The sequence below is a fragment of the Psychrobacter sp. KH172YL61 genome (assembly GCF_007182895.1).
Lineage (GTDB): Bacteria > Pseudomonadota > Gammaproteobacteria > Pseudomonadales > Moraxellaceae > Psychrobacter > Psychrobacter pacificensis.
In genome coordinates, this window is the sequence record NZ_AP019516.1 from 2,453,281 (window position 1) to 2,469,796 (window position 16,516).

General features: G+C 42.2%; 16 protein-coding genes and 2 pseudogenes. 4 read left to right on the forward strand and 14 right to left on the reverse strand.

Annotated features, from left to right (window positions below; all coding sequences use genetic code 11):
* Positions 1 to 22 precede the first annotated feature (22 nt).
* Both ilvN and PKHYL_RS13040 read right to left on the reverse strand, forming a co-directional pair.
* Positions 23 to 520, reverse strand: coding sequence for an acetolactate synthase small subunit (ilvN, locus tag PKHYL_RS13035; protein ID WP_071003178.1), 498 nt, complete (start codon positions 518 to 520; stop codon positions 23 to 25).
* A gap of 12 nt (positions 521 to 532) precedes the next feature.
* Positions 533 to 2,232 (reverse strand): annotated as a pseudogene (locus PKHYL_RS13040) (acetolactate synthase 3 large subunit); the annotation flags it as partial.
* A gap of 964 nt (positions 2,233 to 3,196) precedes the next feature.
* On the opposite strand from PKHYL_RS13040, the gene PKHYL_RS13045 reads away from it, so the two are divergent.
* On the forward strand, positions 3,197 to 3,694 hold the full coding sequence (locus tag PKHYL_RS13045; protein ID WP_240365363.1) for a DUF4124 domain-containing protein: 498 nt from the start codon (positions 3,197 to 3,199) through the stop codon (positions 3,692 to 3,694).
* A gap of 18 nt (positions 3,695 to 3,712) precedes the next feature.
* On the opposite strand, the gene PKHYL_RS13050 is transcribed toward PKHYL_RS13045, so the two are convergent.
* The gene (locus tag PKHYL_RS13050; RefSeq protein ID WP_240365364.1) at positions 3,713 to 5,536 is read right to left on the reverse strand and encodes an NAD(P)H-hydrate dehydratase; all 1,824 of its coding nucleotides are present in this window, start codon (positions 5,534 to 5,536) and stop codon (positions 3,713 to 3,715) included.
* A gap of 236 nt (positions 5,537 to 5,772) precedes the next feature.
* On the opposite strand from PKHYL_RS13050, the pseudogene queG reads away from it, so the two are divergent.
* Positions 5,773 to 6,935, forward strand: a pseudogene (gene queG / locus PKHYL_RS13055) (tRNA epoxyqueuosine(34) reductase QueG).
* A gap of 138 nt (positions 6,936 to 7,073) precedes the next feature.
* Here the strand turns inward: queG and lysM are convergent.
* The 6 genes from lysM to PKHYL_RS13085 all read right to left on the reverse strand — a co-directional run bounded on the left by lysM (position 7,074) and on the right by PKHYL_RS13085 (position 11,549).
* Positions 7,074 to 7,583, reverse strand: coding sequence for a peptidoglycan-binding protein LysM (gene lysM / locus PKHYL_RS13060; RefSeq protein WP_071003170.1), 510 nt, complete (start codon positions 7,581 to 7,583; stop codon positions 7,074 to 7,076).
* A 258-nt stretch (positions 7,584 to 7,841) separates the two neighbouring features.
* A complete protein-coding gene (acpP, locus tag PKHYL_RS13065; protein WP_071003168.1) occupies positions 7,842 to 8,078 on the reverse strand; it encodes an acyl carrier protein in 237 nt (78 codons plus the stop codon).
* A gap of 264 nt (positions 8,079 to 8,342) precedes the next feature.
* Positions 8,343 to 9,071, reverse strand: coding sequence for a 3-oxoacyl-ACP reductase FabG (gene fabG / locus PKHYL_RS13070; RefSeq protein WP_058025367.1), 729 nt, complete (start codon positions 9,069 to 9,071; stop codon positions 8,343 to 8,345).
* Positions 9,068 to 9,952: an ACP S-malonyltransferase gene (gene fabD / locus PKHYL_RS13075; RefSeq protein ID WP_240365365.1), complete on the reverse strand. Its 885-nt coding sequence runs from the start codon at positions 9,950 to 9,952 to the stop codon at positions 9,068 to 9,070. The genes fabG and fabD overlap by 4 nt, the downstream gene beginning before the upstream one ends.
* Before the next feature lie 505 nt (positions 9,953 to 10,457).
* Positions 10,458 to 10,598, reverse strand: coding sequence for a 50S ribosomal protein L32 (rpmF, locus tag PKHYL_RS13080; RefSeq protein WP_240365366.1), 141 nt, complete (start codon positions 10,596 to 10,598; stop codon positions 10,458 to 10,460).
* Positions 10,599 to 10,955: 357 nt separating this feature from the next.
* The gene (locus tag PKHYL_RS13085) at positions 10,956 to 11,549 is read right to left on the reverse strand and encodes a YceD family protein (protein ID WP_071003164.1); all 594 of its coding nucleotides are present in this window, start codon (positions 11,547 to 11,549) and stop codon (positions 10,956 to 10,958) included.
* Between the two features lie 182 nt (positions 11,550 to 11,731).
* Here PKHYL_RS13085 and PKHYL_RS13090 point away from each other — a divergent pair, with 182 nt between their 5' ends.
* Positions 11,732 to 12,475: an elongation factor P hydroxylase gene (locus tag PKHYL_RS13090; protein ID WP_071003162.1), complete on the forward strand. Its 744-nt coding sequence runs from the start codon at positions 11,732 to 11,734 to the stop codon at positions 12,473 to 12,475.
* A 232-nt stretch (positions 12,476 to 12,707) separates the two neighbouring features.
* The gene (locus PKHYL_RS13095) at positions 12,708 to 13,328 is read left to right on the forward strand and encodes an L-threonylcarbamoyladenylate synthase (RefSeq protein WP_071003160.1); all 621 of its coding nucleotides are present in this window, start codon (positions 12,708 to 12,710) and stop codon (positions 13,326 to 13,328) included.
* A 202-nt stretch (positions 13,329 to 13,530) separates the two neighbouring features.
* On the opposite strand, the gene rplQ is transcribed toward PKHYL_RS13095, so the two are convergent.
* The 5 genes from rplQ to rpsM form a co-directional block, all read right to left on the reverse strand.
* Positions 13,531 to 13,890 carry a 50S ribosomal protein L17 gene (gene rplQ, locus PKHYL_RS13100; protein ID WP_025644362.1) on the reverse strand — a complete coding sequence of 120 codons (360 nt, stop codon included), beginning with the start codon at positions 13,888 to 13,890 and terminating at the stop codon, positions 13,531 to 13,533.
* Positions 13,891 to 13,909: 19 nt separating this feature from the next.
* On the reverse strand, positions 13,910 to 14,917 hold the full coding sequence (locus PKHYL_RS13105; protein ID WP_071003158.1) for a DNA-directed RNA polymerase subunit alpha: 1,008 nt from the start codon (positions 14,915 to 14,917) through the stop codon (positions 13,910 to 13,912).
* 81 nt (positions 14,918 to 14,998) lie between these two features.
* Positions 14,999 to 15,640 carry a 30S ribosomal protein S4 gene (rpsD, locus tag PKHYL_RS13110; protein ID WP_025644367.1) on the reverse strand — a complete coding sequence of 214 codons (642 nt, stop codon included), beginning with the start codon at positions 15,638 to 15,640 and terminating at the stop codon, positions 14,999 to 15,001.
* 48 nt (positions 15,641 to 15,688) lie between these two features.
* Positions 15,689 to 16,078, reverse strand: coding sequence for a 30S ribosomal protein S11 (gene rpsK / locus PKHYL_RS13115; protein WP_025644368.1), 390 nt, complete (start codon positions 16,076 to 16,078; stop codon positions 15,689 to 15,691).
* 20 nt (positions 16,079 to 16,098) lie between these two features.
* Positions 16,099 to 16,455 carry a 30S ribosomal protein S13 gene (rpsM, locus tag PKHYL_RS13120; protein ID WP_025644369.1) on the reverse strand — a complete coding sequence of 119 codons (357 nt, stop codon included), beginning with the start codon at positions 16,453 to 16,455 and terminating at the stop codon, positions 16,099 to 16,101.
* Between the last annotated feature and the right edge of the window lie 61 nt (positions 16,456 to 16,516).

The window sequence follows — 16,516 nt, forward strand, 5'->3', positions numbered from 1 at the left end:
ATAGGATATTTGGGCATTAATTCTAGGTGCTAAGGGTTTTCTCACCGCGGGCAATACCAATCACACCCGAGCGAACCACTTCCATAATACGGTCACGTCCAAGCACATCGATAAAACCGTCAAGCTTGGCTTTGTCACCAACGATTTGAATCGTATATAAGTTGGCATTCACATCGACAATCTGCGCACGGAAGATATCTGCGCTGCGTTTCACCTCTTCACGTACGCTGCCAGTTGCTCGTACTTTGATGAGCATCAATTCACGCTCAACGTGTACATTCTCTGTCAGATTATGCACTTTAACTACTTCAATCAATTTATGCAATTGTTTGGTGATTTGTTCAATTCTTTCTGGTGAGGTAATGGTCGTTAAGGTCAAGCGTGAAATGCTTGGGTCATCAGTAGGCGCGACGTTGAGCGTTTCGATATTGTAGCCACGTTGTGAGAACAAACCGACTAGACGCGACAACGAACCCGCTTCGTTTTCCATCAATACCGAAATCAGATGTTGTTGTTGCATTAGGTACGCTCCCCCTTTTGTTAACCACATATCACGCATGGCTTGTCCAGCGATTTGCATCGGATATACATGCTCATTACGATCGACATAAACATCGATAAATACCAACTTGTCCTTCATGGCCATCGCTTCAGCCAACTGCTCTTCCATCGTATCAGGGTCAGTAATCTTGATACCAACATGACCATAGCTTTCAGCCAATTTGACAAAATCTGGCAAGGGAGTTCATATAAGACTGTGCATGGCGTCCTTCATATAGCATGTCCTGCCACTGCTTCACCATACCTAGCTGTGCGTTATTTAAATTTAGAATTTTAACTGGCAAGTCATACTGCAAGCAAGTTGACAGCTCTTGGATATTCATCTGAATAGAGCCTTCGCCTGTGATACACACCACATCACGCTCTGGATTAGCAAGCTTGGCTGCCATGGCATACGGCAAGCCAACGCCCATCGTACCTAGGCCGCCTGAGTTCAGCCATTGGCGAGGCTCATTATAAGTATAGTAAAGGGCTGCAAACATCTGATGCTGACCGACGTCACTTGTGATAATAGCGTTACTGTTAGTCACTTTATCTAGAGCTTGTACGACACTTTGTGGCTTAATGCCATTATCTGTGCTGGTGTCATAACGCAAACCATGGCGCTTACGCCACTCATTAATTTGTGACCACCAATCGAGCAATGCGTGTTGCTCTAATTGCTTATCTTCTCCAACGATCTCTAGCATATCGGTTAAGACAGATTTTACATCGCCAACGATAGGGAATATGCGCAAGGATGGTCTTTGAAATCGACGCAGGATCGATATCGATATGGATAATCGTCGCGTTCGGACAGAATTTTTTGACATTATTGGTGACGCGATCATCGAAACGCGCACCCACTGCCAAAATAACATCGGCATGATGCATAGTCATGTTGGCTTCATAAGTACCATGCATACCAAGCATACCTAGGAACTGACGATCAGAGCCAGGAAATGCACCAAGACCCATCAATGTATTGGTCACTGGTAAATTAAGACGGTGAGCCAGATCAGTCAACTCTTCGTGAGCATTGCTCCAAATAACGCCGCCACCTGCATATACGACAGGACGCTGGGCAGATAATAATGTCTCGACCGCTTTTTGATCTGACCACTATGGCCTTTGAGCGAAGGCTGGTAAGAGCGTATAAATACCTCTTCTGGATATTTATAGGCAAACTTTTCACTAGGCGCAGTCATGTCTTTTGGCACATCAATAACGACAGGACCTGGTCGGCCAGACTGTGCAATGTGAAATGCCTTTTGACAATCATCGGAATTTCGCTAGCATGGCGCACTTGGAAGCTATGCTTAACGATCGGACGTGATACCCCCACCATATCCGTTTCTTGGAAAGCGTCTTCACCGATTAGGCTACTTGGCACCTGACCTGAAATCACGACCATCGGTACTGAATCCATAAAAGCTGTCGCAATAGCGGTAACCGTATTGGTTGCACCAGGTCCTGAGGTTGCCAGTACAACCCCGTCTCACCAGTAACTCGTGAATAAGCATCTGCCATGTGTCCTGCCGCCTGCTCATGACGCACCAAGATATGCTCAATGGCTTCTTGCTGAAACAGCGCATCATAGATGTGTAGAACGGCACCGCCTGGATAACCAAAGATATATTTGACACCTTCGTCTGTCAGCGCTTGTACCAGCATTTCAGCGCCCGATAGCATCACAGGCTGAACGCTGCCTTCTGCAAGACGTTGTTGTTTTTCTTCAAAATTTTTGGCGGCATTACCCGTTTGGGTATGTCCCGTCATATTCGGACTTTGCGTGGTTTGCGTCACTGTCATCACCTTTTTTTGCGGCGAGGATTTGCGGTATTCTATGATAAGAGATAACCCCATATAGGTATTACTTCAAAACTCATAAAATGATCGCTAATCCTTGTCCATATCAAGAATATTTGCTTATCATATTTAAGTAACGTTGTTTTTTTAAGACAGCAAATTACTCAAACATAGCAATGTATGTAAGGTCAGTTTTGTGATGGATGTTTATCGATATACAGTGACAAGATGCGGACGCACCTATGAAAGAAGCTTATTATTGAGTCTTTCTATAAATAAGTACTGATAATAAATTCATGGGTGCAAAGACGTAGAGATAACAGGATATTTATACCCAAATACTATGCATAAGTTACTAAAACTTATAACAGAGGCTTTGGCGTACTTTTTTATAACCAGTACTGTATCGTATTTTGCACAATTGCCAGAATTACATTTAGCACAGTTCAAATAATAAGTTTATCTTAGTCATTGTAGACAGATAAGTCCGGAGACAATGTATAGTTATGAGTAGCCAATGCTACGTGTGCTATATCATCATCACAAAGAAAATAACACTGCATAAACTACCGATAAGTAGCTCGTAGTGATCATTTTCAAGTGCCACGGCAATATCATAAAAGCCGTTCACTGACCAATCAACTTCTATTATATTCGATGGTTTGCCCGCTATTGTCAAGAAAAACTTCTAAAGCCTATCCCAAACTATTAGTTATTAAATAATACACATTGATAAGTATTATTTGCTAAAATTGGAAGTCGATACATTAGTGCTGCCAATAAAGTGCTCAAATGTTATATTTACCCTTATACAAATTTGCTTTTATCAAACAAAAGGATTGCTGCTATGGCATATGCGTCTAAAATAGCGACTGCTGCTAAATGGCTAACGAGTACCACCTGTATGCTAATGCTATCCATGAATGCCAGTCAGGCTATTCAAGTTTACAAATCCATTGGCGCATATGGCGAAGTTAAATATAGCCAGCACGCACCGCAAAATGGTAAAAACGTTGAGTTGATTGAATTTCGTAGCGACGGTAGACAAAACAACGCCGGACAAATGGCTGGCAAAACAGACCCCAGACAAAGCAATAATACTCAAACGGCAGAAGAACAGCGCGTAGCCGCACTTGAAGCACGTATCAAAGAGCAAGAAGCGCAAGCCAATGCCCAGCGCTGCCAATCGCTACGTAACAATTTAACGAATCTAAACGTTGGCGGACGTATCTATGAGATGGATGCAAATGGCAAGCGTCAGTACTTAGATGGCCGTGAGATTGAGCTAAAGCGTGAACGCGTACAACAGGCGATCGACCAGTATTGTAGCGGCTCTACAACCTAGTCGACCCAATAGTGAGGGTTAGTCGACCATCACTAGCTGCATAACATGGCGAATGGCTGCTGGCATATCTTGCGCTTGTAGCCCTCGTTGTCCAATCAATAGCTTATTGTCACGATGATATTCATTACCTTGATTAACCAGTGTGTCCCCTGAAAATCCATGAATAAGCGCTGCCTGAGATAAACTGTACGACTCTGCTGCTAAGTCTTGTTGTGCTAATAATCCAGCAATCACTCCAGATAGAATATCGCCCATGCCAGCAGTTGCCATACCAGCATTGCCCGCATCACAGACATATACTCGCGCTGGTCCTGATTTTTGCTCCAAAACTAGCGACCCTGCTCCCTTTAATACCCAGTCACCACCATAAACTGCAGCGCATTGTTTTATGGATCGCAATCTATCACTTTCTACCTCGCTTATTTTTTGATCGAGCAATCTAGCCGCTTCGCCGCTATGCGGTGTTAAGCAAACCTGATGGCTCATGCTATATTCACGCAGCGCTGTCACCAATTGGTGATTGTCCGCTTGTAACGATGCCAAATGGTAAAGTCCATCTGCATCGATCACTATTGATTTTTCATGAGCTATGGCAGCCTGTATATAGTCGATAAATAACATTTTTGCTTTTTCGTCACGGCCCAATCCCATACCAATCGCGATAACACTGGCTTGTTTGATAAGTGCCTTTACGCCATCTGTATCGTGCAGATTGATAGTCATCGCATCAGGCAATGAAGTTAATAATGCACCATGAAAAGCCTCATGACAGGCAACAGTTATTTTACCAGTGCCAGTTGCCATGGTGCTTGAGGCAGACAGTATCGCAGCACCGCCCATCCCTTGAGAGCCATCAACGCGATTTCCACCAATGATTAGCGCATGACCGTAGCTACCTTTGTAACTGTTTTGGCGGCGCGGCTTCATACTATGTGCAGCCGTCAGCAGTATGGCAACAGGTTCAAATGCTTCAATAGTATTTTGCTTGGTATTTTTATCAGATATTTTGTGAGGTCTAGCTGTTTGATAAGGTATTAACGGTATATCGATTATGTCTCCGCTATAATCCGTACCGTCTTTGGTGTGCAAACCAAATTTGCGCGCAATCAGACATAAGGTGACATCAGCTTGTACTGCTATACGATCAAATACCGCACCAGTAGAAGCCACCAATCCACTTGGAATATCGACGGCGACTGCTAGTGCGTTTTGTTGCTGAGTAGTACGATTAAAAGCGCTAATAGCCTCTTTATAGACACCTTCTGGCGCACGATCTAGCCCAATTCCAAACAGTGCGTCAATATAAATGTCAGCTAATAAAGCCATTTTCTCTGACTCATTGTGACTGCTATGAATCTCTTCGAAGCGTTGATAATGACAGTTGGCAGATATTGCTATCTGTCGCGCTTTGTCAGCATCAGTTATATGGTCATTATTGTGGTCTTTCTTATTAGAAATGGCCGACTGAGTACGAGTATCAAAATCATTGACATCAAAACCGACAGTGACCACTTCTACTTGCCAGCCTGCTTGCTGCAAGTAATAAGCAATGAGCCAACCGTCCCCGCCATTATTACCCTTACCTACCCAGACACTTACTCGGCGCAAACGCTCCGTACGATGATAAACGTTGGTATTAGCAGAATGATTAGCATTGAGACATTTTTGTTCATAAAGCAATTCTATCTGCTGTGCCATTTGCCAAGCTGCTTGCTGCATTAAGCCAAAACTATCATATCCTTGAGCAAACCACGCTTGCTCCATGGCATAAATTTGCTCACTACTATAAAGCGCAATAGGTTTTGTATTTTTTATAGGTGATAAATTGGTAAAATTCTTCATTTATTATCCTCGGCCATGTTTTTCTGATATTTTTATAGGGTTGAAAGTCTAGTTTCTAAACTTTGGTATCAGCTTAGCAAAAGCTCATGTCTACTTATGTATCAATATGAATGTGAGTTTATTTTCTTTTCTACTTGCGCTCTATGCTCACTGTCTTATCATAATGGTGCTCACACTGCCACTGATTGTGAGAAAATACCGTTTTAAAAATAGACCGCCAATAAGCACCTATCTCTATGCCTACCGATAACAATAGTATTGCCGTTAGTAACTCACCTATATTTGCGACAACAGCAGATGTTAAACAATGGATCAAAACGCAAGCGCAAACATTAGGATTTGCTGACTGTGGGTTTTTATCTGTCCATCATCCACTGTTTACTAAGCAAATCGAACAGCTACAGAAGTGGCTGGATAAAGGCTATGAGGGTCAATTGCAGTTCATGCACAACAACCATCATCTGCGCGCTCATCCCGAGCAGTTAGTGGATGGCGCAAAGACCATTATTAGTGTAAGGATGGACTACCTAACCAAAGCCCCAACACCGCGTGCTGTCACAGACAACGACCATCCCAACCAAGGCATCATTGCGCGTTATGCAAGAGGTCGTGATTATCATAAGACAATGCGTAGCCGTTTAAAGCAATTGGCTCTGAATATCGAGGCCATGCTTCCTGAATGGCAACATCTCGATATTGGTTCAGATAAAGAGTTTGTTTTTAGACCCTTTAGTGATTCTGCGCCTATCTTTGAGCGGCCTATTGCCGATGCTGTTGGTCTGGGCTGGACAGGTAAGCATACGTTATTAATCAACAAACAAGCTGGCTCATTTTTTGTGCTAGGTGAGCTGTTTTTAAGCTTAGAGCTGCCCGATGACCAGCCTGTTAAAGAGCATTGTGGCAGTTGTAGCGCTTGCATTAATGTATGCCCTACCCAAGCGATTGTAGCGCCTTATGAGCTCAATGCCTCTGCCTGTATCTCTTATTTGACGATTGAACACGATGGTATTATTGATACCAAGTATCGACGCGCGATTGGTAATCGGGTGTTTGGCTGCGATGACTGTCAGCTGATCTGTCCATGGAATCGTTATGCCAATCTGACTACCGTTGAGGACTTCGCACCAAGGCATGGTCTCGATAACAGCAGTTTGCTTGAATTATGGCAATGGCAAGAAGCAGATTTTTGAACAACACACAAGGAAGCCCGCTCAGACGCACAGGCTATATCAATTTCTTACGTAATATTGCTATTGGTCTTGGCAATGCCAATGCCAGTTTGGACGTGGTTGAACAGTTAAAATCCAAGCTCACTATACACAATGCTATGCTCGACGAGCATATCGAGTGGGCCTTGGATGAGCAGCAAAAAAAGCTGAAAGACAGCACCCAAGTCTAAATACTTCAAGTATTCGCCACTATTAGAACTTCATATCCATTGCTATATCATTTTAAATAATAAAAAAGCCTCTTATAAAAGAGGCTTTTTTATCATCGATTTTTGTACAAATTATTTATTGCTTATACCATCAATTTGTTATGGCTTAGGAATGCGTAACACTTGACCTGGATAAATCTTATCTGGATCAGATAGCATTGGCTTATTGGCTTCAAATATCTTCATATAATCGCCAGACTCACCGTAAACATCTTTAGCAATCTTAGATAAGCTATCGCCAGATTTTACCGTATACATCGTTGACTCAGGTGCATCTTCTTCGATATCGATATTATCAATAACCTTTGCAACATTTTGTACGTTACCAATAGCAATAATTGCTTTTTCACGATCAGCTTGAGTTTTCGCGTTACCGCTGATTTCTGCTGTATCTGTAGAGCCGTTATATTTGATTTTTAAATTACTGATGTTTAGATTCTGTTGTTGTATACGACGCAACAAAATATTAGCAACGGATTGTGCTGAAGGTTCGCTACTTTGTACTGGTGTATTGGCATCTGCCTTGGTCTCTGATTTGGCATCATGTTTCTCGTCATCACGATTAAAAATTTTATCGCCGATATCTTTTGCAAAACTGAACATACCCATATAATTGCTCCTTGGAATATTGTTATTTATTATTCATATTTATTTTCGGTGGTGTGTTATTGAACATCACCGTGCTTTGTACTGTCTACCATGATGAGTATAGACAAACGAACCAAACGTGAATAGTAATAGTATGTTGAGTAATGTTAATTGACGTAGCTTATGTTAATGCAACCGATCAATTAAATCACCCTCATAAAAAAACCGCCTATCTATTAAGATAAGCGGTATTATAAAATTTGCTAAACAAATGGCAAATTATAGCTGGGCTTGTACGTAATCAATTGCTTTTTGAACAGTAGTCAATTCTGCAGAGTCTTCGTCAGGAATAGTGATACCAAAATCACTTTCAAAAGACATCACCAATTCAACTAGGTCCAACGAGTCCGCACCTAGGTCTTCCATGAATGAAGCATCGTTATTGATGTCTTCAACGTTCATACCTAGTTGCTCAGCAACTGCTGATTTTACTCTTAGCTCGATATCATTACTCATATAGATTACTCCATTATCATCTATTATTTTTAATAAACTGCTATTGTGCCTTATTTAAGCTCTATAGCATGATATATAAAATGTATTTGCCAGATCAGCATTGCTGTCTGAGTACTCTATGACTTGTTACACAGTCTGTCTAATAAAGCCCTGTTATCATACAGGGCTTTGACTCAAAAGTATTCGTAATTATAGCACCCTTTATTATAGTTTACACTCGTTCACACAGTTTTTTATTATAACTATGTAACGTTCGTGTATTGACTACATATACATGCCACCATTGACCGGAATGACCGCGCCGGTGATATAGCTGGCTTCATCACTGGCTAAGAAATGTACTGCTGCTGCGATGTCTTCTGGTTGACCAAGACGGCTGATAGGAACGGCATCTAGCATAGAATTCAATAGGCGCTCGTCGAGCTCATCTGTCATATCAGTCTCGATTAAACCTGGTGCCACGCAATTGATAGTCACTTGGCGTGAACCGATTTCACGTGCAAGCGTACGACTGAAACCTTCTACACCAGCTTTAGTCGCGGCATAGTTAGATTGACCTGCATTACCCATTTGAGCAACAACAGAGGTGATATTAATAATACGACCACGGCGCGCTTTCATCATACCGCGTACTGCGCGTTTGCTCATGCGGTAAACTGAGGTCAAATTCGTATCGATGACATTTGACCAGTCATCGTCTTTCATACGCATTAGCAGACCGTCTTGCGTGATACCTGCATTGTTAACCAATACTTGTACCGCTCCATAGACGCTTTCGATCTCTTCAAACAATTTATCAATTTGAGTAGTATCACGTACGTCTAAGACGCGACCGATACCACCACTATCATGAAGATAGTCATCAATAAGTTCAGCACCTTTTTCAGTGGTTGCTGTTCCAATGACAAAATGTCCTTCTTTAGCAAAGCGTTTGGCAACTGCCTTTCCGATACCGCGACTCGCGCCAGTTACTAATGTAATCGTACGGCTCATGATAACACCTCTAATAATTTCTCTAGACGGGCAGGCTTGTCTGTAGGATAGCTTGCGATTGGCTGCGCTTGACGCTTAGCCAAATTGCTTAATACGTTGCCACTGCCACATTCGATTAATAGATTAATTTGCTTATCGGCCAGTTCCTGCATGGTTTTTGACCACAGTACTGGCTCACTCAGCTGTTCAGTCAATGCTTGTTTGATACCTACTGCACTGGTTTCAACACGCGCATAGCGATTTTGAATCACAGGAATGGTCGCTTGATCAAATTGAATACCTGCTAATATCTCAGCTAAGGCATTACTTGCAGGCTCCATTAATGCACAATGAGATGGCACACTCACTTTTAAGGGCACAGATTTTTTGCCCGTATTTTTGACTTTGTCGATGACAGCGTTAACGCCAGCTGCGTTACCCGAGATCACTACCTGTCCTGGGCTGTTGAAGTTAGCAGCGCCAACAATGGCACCCTCGACATGCTCTGTTGCTTGCTCACACAGATTTTCGACTCGGTTGTCTTCTAGTCCTAACACGGCAGCCATAGCAGTATCGACACCTACAACGGCCTCTTGCATCAACTGACCACGCTTATGCACTAGGGTGACGGCATCACCAAGCGATATCACATTGGCAGCACACAGGGCGCTGTACTCGCCCAGAGAGTGACCAGCTAAATAGCAAGGCGTCTCTTCTATTTTTTGTTGTAAGACACGCCAAATGGCAATGCTAGCTGTCAGTAGCGCTGGCTGAGTATACTCGGTTTGATTGAGTTTTTCTTCATCCTGACAGATTGCCCACAAATCCTCACCAAGCGCCTCACTCGCTTCGGTAAATGTATCGCGTATCTCTGGGTAGATTTCAGCAAGCTCACTCGTCATCGCGACTGCTTGAGATCCTTGTCCAGGAAAAATGACCGCGATACGAGCGGGTTGCTTTTTACCATATCGGGTACAGAAGCCATAACCAATATCCCTTATCTGATTAGAAATATCCCTAAAATAATGGGGTGTATTATATTATTAGATGTGATACAAAGCCGCTAGTTCAATTATTTATCTAAGAAAACGGATTGCCAGTAAACTATACACTGACACACACTATTATTATAGCGGATGCAGACCAAACAACGATAGGAAAACACAGTACCAATCAAAAGCACTAACGATTGAGTACGCGTTTCTATCTGCTAAAAACAAAAAGTCATCTAAGCAATGAGTTTAGTGATAAATAACAAAAGCCAAGTTATCCAGCCACATAATATATGATAGCGAAATAACTTGGCTTTTTTTAGCTCAAAGCTTATTGACTAATGATAGCCAGGTAAATACAACAACAGTCACCAGTACTGTCACTATTTTACCTAGCTATCATACGGCCAATGTCTTAGGCATCTTGACTAACTTTGAATAGCTGACGACCACGGTAGAAACCATCTTTAGTCATGTGATGACGACGATGTTTTTCACCAGTAGTAGCATCTACGCTTAGTTCAGCAATTTCCATACGGTGATGTGAACGGCGCATGTCACGACGAGAACGGCTTTTACGACTTTTTGAACAGCCATGATATAGCTCCTATACTTAAAAGGGATAAGCTTGAAATTCAGCTTAGTCGATACTGACAGAGGCTATATAATCACAACAACCTAAGTCTGAAGCATCATTAGTTAAATAGATTGTTACTTACATAAAGCGCTAACTATGTCTGAAATTTATGAAAAATTTACCTAGTCAGCTTCTATCAGCACGCAACAGGTTGCTCGAATGCAATAAACCGGACATTATACGCATGTTTATTAGATTAATAAAGCCCTGCCTTGCACTCTTCTGTACAAAGCAGATAGAAGGCTTCTCAAATACTTGAATAAATAAATTTGGCTCTTATAGCTTACCTTTTAAGGAGGCTAAAGCAGCGAATGGATTTTCATTCTCTTCTTCTTCTGGTATCTCGCCAAACTGCTCAACTGACATTTCACAATCATCATGCTTCGGCGCCATTGGTATTTTGAGCAATATCTCATCTTCTACCAGTTTTTTAAATGGTAATAGACGCTCCGGAGACTGCTCAGTGACGATTTCATCAAGTAATAAATAATCTTGCTCTTCATCAATCAAGCGTACTTGGCTATCATTCTCTAGTAATGCAATATTATAATCATCAGATAAGTCTATCGCAATTGGTTGTAAACAGCGTTGACACGTTAGCCAAACATCACCTGTCAACGTAAATGCCAAATGCAAAACATTATTACGGCGATAGAGTTCAGCATTTAGTTGAGTGTTTGACTGATCATGCTCGGCGCTCAACGTCGCGGCAAGACGTTCAAAAGAGTTTGGATCAACTTCTCCTGACCACTCAAAACCCGTGTCTGCCCATTTGTCCAAAGAAATGTGCTCAGGCATGCTAGTAGATACAGGCGCTTTTTTATTGTCAGCGTAAGGTGCTGACGGTTTAGTTTCTGGAGTGCTTGACATGCGCGGCCTCATTCATAAAAACGGTGTATAATATTGCCTGCCATACTAACGGAAAGTGCCATATTCTGCTAGCGCTAGTATGTTAAGATTTTTTGATAGCAAATATGTTCAAGCTTTTTTACTACTTACTTTTTTACCTAAAATTTTTTGCCTTTAATATTTATTAAGTCAATGTCTTCTCTATGAATCTACCTGATAATAAAATTAATTTTTCTGATTTACTTTCTCCTGCTACAGCAAGTTCGTTGCTGCAATATCTTACTCAACTAGATCGTCATACTGAAAATGCTCTTAGCAATAGACTGTGCCTCGATGAAGATGAGTATTTAAGAGAATGGAGAAGTCAGTGGCAAAAGTTATCTACTACTCAGCCTGACAATACTTACTCAGCAGGATTGATAATTGATAGCGAACGATTAGCCACTGATTGGCTCATACAGCTATTTAATACTTTATTTACTAACCAGCAAGTGATATTGGTTCGTAGTGAGGGTGAGCCAGAGTATTTCCCTGCTCAAGACAATGAGCCTGCCAGAATTGAATTCGCTCATGGATTTTTTGCCAGTGCCCTGCACGAGATCAGTCATTGGTGCCTGGCTGGTGACGCTCGTAGACAATTACCTGACTTTGGCTACTGGTATGCTCCAGACGGTCGGACAGAAGCTCAGCAGCAAGCATTTGAGCGCGTAGAGATCAAACCACAGGCATTAGAATGTTTATTCACCTTAGCGTGTGGTCGAAACTTCCAAGTCTCACAAGATAACTTGTTTGCCGACTTCGACACTAGCAGTAGCACCTTTGCTAGTGATGTCTACCAGCAAGTAGAAAGCTATATAACCAAACCTTATACTCTGCCGCGTGACGCTAAGACTTTACTGACTGCTTTAATTAGCGTTTGTACTCCTTCATCTGAAATCAACGCTTAATTCAAATTACTAAGTGTTCCTACTTATTAACGATTTTCTACGGTTGGTAACGCCTTGCCACTAAACTTATATTTGCTTTAAGCTATACTGATAACTAAAGTAGTATATTAAAAATACAGATTTGCTTAATTTTTAAAATAACTTTTTTAATATGTCTAATGATTGAACTACATCTAATTAATGAAAAAATTGTCTCAATTAAAAACCAATAATTATAAAATAAGGAACCATTATGGAAGTTTTCTATATTCATCCCGATAACCCTCAGCCACGTCTCATTGAACAAGCCGCTGACTTACTGCGCAAAGACCAGTTAATCATTTACCCAACCGATACCAGTTATGCTTTTGGTTGTCGACTAGGTGCAAAAGACGCTTTGACTAAGCTCAAGCAAATTCGTGAGCTTGACGATAAGCATCAATTTACACTGTTGTGCCGCGATCTAAGTGAGATTGCCACTTATGCTACGGTCGATAATGTCCAATTCAAACAACTAAAAGCGCATACTCCTGCGCCGATTACTTTTATTTTGAATGCCACCAAAGATGTCCCAAAAAAGCTCGCTCATGCTAAGAAAAAGACCATCGGTATTCGCGTACCGAGCAATCCTATCGCACAAGCACTATTAGAAGCGATGGACGAGCCTATCTTGACCAGCTCACTTATTTTACCTGATCGTGACGATATTTTAGATGATCCTTTCGATATCGAAGAGCTATTAGATAATCAAGTTGATGGTCTGATAAATGCTGGTATTAAGACTACTAAGCTGACTACTATCGTCGATATGACCAGTAGTCAACCTGAGGTTATCCGGCAGGGCGCGGCGGATGTCAGCGACTTGTTACTATAAAGGCTTTACGTTATTTGTATTTTCAACTGCTCACTAAACGTAGGGTGCGTTCCATATGCCGATTGCCTTTAAGAACCACTTAAATATTAAAGCATAAAATGCAACTTACAAACAATGTAATAGTTTTAGATCTAAATTTCAGACATAAAAAAAGCGCCAATAAATTGGCGCTTTTTTGTATAAAACCTAAACGGCTTATAGACTAGTCGCGGTCAACTAATTCTACATAAGCCATAGGTGCGTTATCACCATCACGGTGACCACACTTAACGATACGCAGATAACCACCTGGACGCGTTTGGTAACGAGGACCTAACGTGCTAAATAGTTTACCTACCATAGCTTTGCTGCGCATACGGCTAAATGCCAAGCGACGGTTAGCAACGCTATCTTCTTTTGCTAGAGTAATTAATGGCTCGGCAACGCGGCGTAATTCTTTAGCTTTTGGTAAAGTTGTTTTAATCAGTTCATGCTCAAACAATGAGTTGGTCATGTTCTGGAACATTGCTTTACGATGACTGCCGGTACGACCCAGCTTGACTCCACTCTTACGATGGCGCATAGTCAAATATCCTTAATGTTTAACGGCTGCGATAAGAGAAGCGATCATCAACCCGCAGGTCAGCTGGTGGCCAGTTATCTAGGCGCATACCAAGCTCTAAATCTTTAGACGCCAAAACGTCTTTGATTTCGGTTAATGACTTCTTACCAAGATTTGGGGTTTTTAGAAGTTCAGTCTCTGAACGCTGTACCAAATCACCGATATAGTAAATGTTTTCAGCTTTTAAGCAGTTGGCTGAGCGAACCGTTAGTTCAAGATCGTCCACAGGGCGTAATAGCACAGGATCGACCTCTTCTTTCTCTTTCACAGGCTCAGGCGCTTCTTCAGCTTCTAAATCAACAAAGATTGAAATCTGTTGTTGTAAAATAGTGGCCGCTTTACGAATTGCTTCTTCTGGATCTATAGTGCCATTAGTTTCAAGCTCAATGATAAGACGATCAAGGTCAGTACGCTGTTCAACACGAGCGTTCTCTACTTGATAAGCAACCCGCAGTACTGGGCTAAAGCTTGCATCAAGCTTTAAGCGGCCAATCGCTTTGGTATCACCATCTTCACGGCGCTGATTTGCTGGCTCATATCCACGACCCATCACTACGCGCAGACGCATCTTAAGATGACCGCGCTCACTCAACGTACCCAATACTAACTCTGGGTTAATAATGTCTACGTTGTGCGGCAATTCAATATCTGCAGCAGTAATGGTGCCTGGACCTTGTTTATCCAAGGTCAAGAATACTTCATTTTGGTCATGAAGTGTAATTGCCAAGCCTTTTAGATTCAAAAGCAGGTCAAGGACATCTTCTTGCAGACCCTCTAAAGTTGAGTATTCATGGTCAACACCATCAATCTCAGCTTCGATGACTGCAGCACCAGGTAATGAAGATAACAAGATGCGACGCAGGGCATTCCCTAAGGTATGACCAAAGCCGCGTTCTAACGGTTCGAGCGTGACTTTCGCAATCGTCTCGTTAACCGTATCCACGTTAATGGCATTCGGCGTTAGAAACTCAGTTGCATTTAGCATCATGATGTCACCTCGATTTGTTTATCTGGATTAATTAACGTTAATGGCTCAATGCTATAAGCATAACATTGAGCAGTACGTTACTTACTTAGAGTATAGCTCAACGATCAAGCTTTCGTTGATTTCAGCAGGTAGATCAATACGATCTGGAGCATGTTTAAACGTGCCCTGTAGTTTGCTGTTGTCAACATCAAGCCATTCTGGAATACCACGTTGTGATGCTAGTTCCATAGCGTTTTTAATACGTAGCTGTTCGCGAGACTTCTCTTGAATAGCAATGACATCACCATCTTGCAACTGGATTGATGGAATGTTCACACGAACAAACTCATCACGGCCAGCTTTTTTTACCATAACAGTGCGATGGCTGACTAGCTGACGTGCTTCAGCGCGAGTTGAGCCAAAGCCCATGCGGTATACCACGTTGTCCAAACGACTCTCAAGCATAGCTAGTAGGTTCTCACCCGTAGCACCGCGCTTACGCGCCGCTTCTTTGTAGTAGTTTGCAAATTGACGCTCAAGTACGCCATAGATACGCTTAACTTTTTGTTTTTCGCGTAGCTGTAGAGAATACTCTGAGCTCTTGTTACGGCTTACACCGTGCTGACCGGGTGGACGACCAGCTTTCTTTGTTTTAACATCATACGGCTTAACACCAGACTTAAGGCCTAAGTCAGTGCCTTCGCGACGTGATAATTTGAGTTTTGGTCCAATATAACGGGCCATTGTTCTGTCTCCTTTAAGCTCTTATTATTAAAAGCTTCGTCTCTAATATTAGACGCGGCGCTTTTTCGGCGCACGGCAACCATTGTGTGGGATTGGGGTTACATCAGAGATGCTGTTAATTTTATAACCCAATGCACCTAGTGCTCTTACCGCAGACTCACGACCCGGTCCTGGTCCTTTGACCAAAACGTCGACATTCTTAACACCATATTCTTGAGCCGCTTTACCAGCGACTTCAGCTGCAACCTGAGCGGCAAATGGTGTAGATTTACGTGAACCACGGAAGCCTTGTCCACCTGAAGTGGCCCAAGCCAATGCATTACCTTGACGATCGGTAATCGTTACAATGGTGTTATTAAAAGACGCATGGATATGGGCAACGCCCTCCGATACTGAACGACGAGTCACCTTTTTGCGACTACGAGTGTCTTTAGCCATCTTTTAGCTTCCTAAGTTAATTATCTTTTGAGAGGGCGTGTCGGACCCTTACGAGTACGAGCGTTGTTTTTGGTATTTTGACCACGAACAGGTAGGTTACGGCGATGGCGAATGCCACGGTAACAACCTAAGTCAACCAAACGCTTGATATTCATTGACACTTCACGACGAAGATCACCTTCAGTCATGTATTCTGCAACTTGTGCACGGATAGCATCTAACTGTGTATCATCTAACTGACTAACTTTAGTTGTAGGGGCAATGCCAACTGCTTCTAGAATTTTCTGAGCAGTGGTACGACCTATACCAAAGATGTAAGTTAGTGAAATCACAGCATGCTTATTATCCGGAATGTTTACGCCGGCAATACGAGCCATTGATTTCTCTCCATTAAAGAAAAATATGCATTATTTATTATAAATAGCGCATTTTTCAGAT